Source organism: Aeromonas aquatica (assembly GCF_000764655.1).
Lineage (GTDB): Bacteria > Pseudomonadota > Gammaproteobacteria > Enterobacterales > Aeromonadaceae > Aeromonas > Aeromonas aquatica.
On the sequence record NZ_JRGL01000146.1, the window covers coordinates 1 to 2831 of the forward strand.

3 protein-coding genes are annotated in these 2831 nt (G+C 51.7%); all 3 read right to left on the reverse strand.

Annotation, left to right across the window (positions count from 1 at the left end; all coding sequences use genetic code 11):
- The coding region (locus tag LG30_RS0118690) for an alginate O-acetyltransferase AlgX-related protein (protein WP_033132204.1) at window positions 1-1317 on the reverse strand (1317 nt) is incomplete at its 3' end.
- A complete protein-coding gene (locus LG30_RS0118695; protein WP_033132205.1) occupies window positions 1317-2483 on the reverse strand; it encodes a nucleotide sugar dehydrogenase in 1167 nt (388 codons plus the stop codon). The genes LG30_RS0118695 and LG30_RS0118690, both read right to left, overlap by 1 nt.
- A 128-nt stretch (window positions 2484-2611) precedes the next feature.
- The coding region (locus LG30_RS22805; RefSeq protein ID WP_238566458.1) for a hypothetical protein at window positions 2612-2831 on the reverse strand (220 nt) is incomplete at its 5' end.

Sequence of the window (2831 nt, forward strand, 5' to 3'; positions counted from 1 at the left end):
GGAGTGAAGATAATTCGCTCGCTCCAAGGCCGACAGGGTGAGTATTTTTCGTTTGCAGTCGTGCGAAACCGAGTAGTTCGACTCTGGCGCTTGCACCAGGAAGCGAGTGGTGATCTCACAGATGACCAGATCAGGCTGCTCATGGGCCACTATCTCGTCATCGATGCTGGCCCCCGACAAGACATAGACCACTTTGGCAAACGCATTGGCGAGATAAGGGAGCATGTTGTAGGCAAAGGAGTCGCCGAACACGACAACGCTGTGCGCCAAGGGAGCCTCTGGGTGCTGAAAGACCTGGATCAAGCCCCTGCTTTTTAGGCGATTGTCAAATACCAGGTGTTGGAGGACGGGGGAAAAATCCGCCTTCATAAGCGTTTGGTCCCTAGGCACTGAGAGCTTCACCCCAAGATCCCCCGCGTCCTTGACAATACGAAAGGCAAAGGGGAAGGGCTCTTCCAATGACAGGCCCAGCTGGCATAGCATATGGTCCACGGCGATGCCGGCACCATAATCGGTCCAGTGAGTATCCTGTTTTGAATAAGTGGCATCCCCTGCGTCGCTCAGCATGTCTTTGGGATACATGATACCTTCCCGCTGGAAGTGAACGAGAAACTGCTCCACTGGGGTAATGTCTGCCTTTGGGTGCGGATAATAGTATGGAAGCACCAGTTCCTTGGCGGGCGCCAGCATAAAAACTCGCTTTGTCCGGCGGTTATCCACGCATTGATTGAGCGCAGAAAAATAGGCTTGCCATAAAGAGAGGCATTCATCGGATATCAATGTCTGCCCGATAAATTGCGCCACGCTGTTATTGTTGTCATTGTCTAAAAAAAGATGGTTTGATTTGCCAAACAGTATTTTCGCTGCAGGCAAAATATCCACTCTTGCCCCCCAGGCTACCTTATCCTCGATAATAAAACCGACGTCAAAGCCGCCAGAGAAAGTGATGGGAATAAGAAACCCGCAGAGTGCGTCTGCGTCCATATCGCGTTTCTTTGATACGTCAGTTCTGACTCTGTTGCACCTAAAGGTGTTTTCACCGTGCCGATGCCTGACCACTATGTCTACGGACTTTTTATCGTACAGTACCCATCCTGACAGCTTGAGCATCGAAGAGGCAAAGAGAGTGATCTCTTCGGCTCTGGGGGTGTCAATGGCAAACACCAGGCCGGCAATCCCATGTTGCAACGGGGTGACCTTAATCTGTGTGGTCATCATATCTGGCGTATCAGTTCTCAAAAGCACTCCTTGTCGTTGTTGCTGCCCCAGCCAGATCACCTTGGTGATGGCTGGGGAGCGCGCGGGCAAGCCCGCCATCAATCAGAGCCGAAAAGATCCCGGGTATATACCTTGTCGGTGACATCGGTCAGCTCAGCGGCCATGCGGTTGCACAGAATGACGTCGCTCACGACCTTGAACTCCTCCAGGCTGCGGATGACCCGGGAGTGGAAGAAGCTCTCCTCCTTGAAGGTGGGCTCGAATATCACCACTTCTATCCCCTTGGCCTTGATCCGCTTCATGATCCCCTGAATGGCAGAAGAGCGGAAGTTGTCAGAGCCCGCCTTCATCACCAGGCGGTGGAGGCCGACCACCTTGGGTTGACGGCGGATCACGCTGTCGGCAATAAAGTCCTTGCGGGTGGTATTGGCATCGACGATGGCGCGGATCAGGTTGTTGGGCACCTGGCTGTAGTTGGCCAGCAACTGCTTGGTGTCTTTGGGCAGGCAGTAACCGCCATAGCCAAAGGAGGGGTTGTTGTAGTGGCTGCCGATGCGCGGATCCAACCCAATCCCCTCGATGATCTGGCGGCTGTCCAGCCCATGGGACTGGGCATAGGTATCGAGCTCGTTGAAATAGGCCACCCGCATCGCTAGATAGGTATTGGCAAACAGCTTGATGGCCTCGGCCTCGGTACTGCCGGTCAGCAGCACGGGCACATCCTGCTTGATGGCCCCTTCTTTGAGCAGATCGGCAAAGGCCTGGGCGCGCTCGCTGCACTCACCCACCACGATGCGCGAAGGGTGCAAGTTGTCATAGAGCGCCCGGCCTTCGCGCAGGAACTCGGGGGAGAAGATCAGATTCTCGGTGCCAAGCTCATGGCGCATCCGCTCGGTAAAGCCCACCGGAATGGTGGATTTTATCACCATCACCGCCTGCGGATTGATGGCCATCACATCCCGGATCACCGCCTCGACCGTGCCGGTATTGAAATAGTTGGTCTCGGGATCGTAATCGGTGGGGGTGGCTATGATCACGAAGTCGGCAGACTCATAGGCCTCGAATTTGTCCAGCGTGGCTCTAAGGTTGAGTGACTTGCTGGCAAGGTATTCTTCCAGCTCTTTATCCGCGATGGGACTCTGACGCTGGTTAATTTTGGCTACCTTATCGGCCTGTACATCAAGGGCGATAACGTCATGATGTTGGGCCAGTAATACTGCGTTGGATAAACCGACATAACCGGTACCTGTGATTGTTATTTTCATCTAGCTAATCCCTTTTTAAGGAAAGTGCGAATAAACCACCAGAGGTGATTCTCCAACAATGCAAATTATTAAAATTAAAAAGCCAAAATTTTATGTTTTTTAGATAAACACACTTGTTCGCACCTTGCTTAGATCACCTGTTCGTATTTTTCTTCGTTGGGCTCAAACTTAAATTCTAAAATCTGAAAAAATCCGCTGCATGAAATAGGATCAATTCTAATTTTTTCGAGAGGGTTTCCCTTAATGCTTGATAGCGTAAAAGTTACGTGGTTAATCCCAGATTTTACGGAGAAACTTATTGCATCATTGGGGGAGAATCCTGGACTGGATTTTCTTAAGAAAAAAATG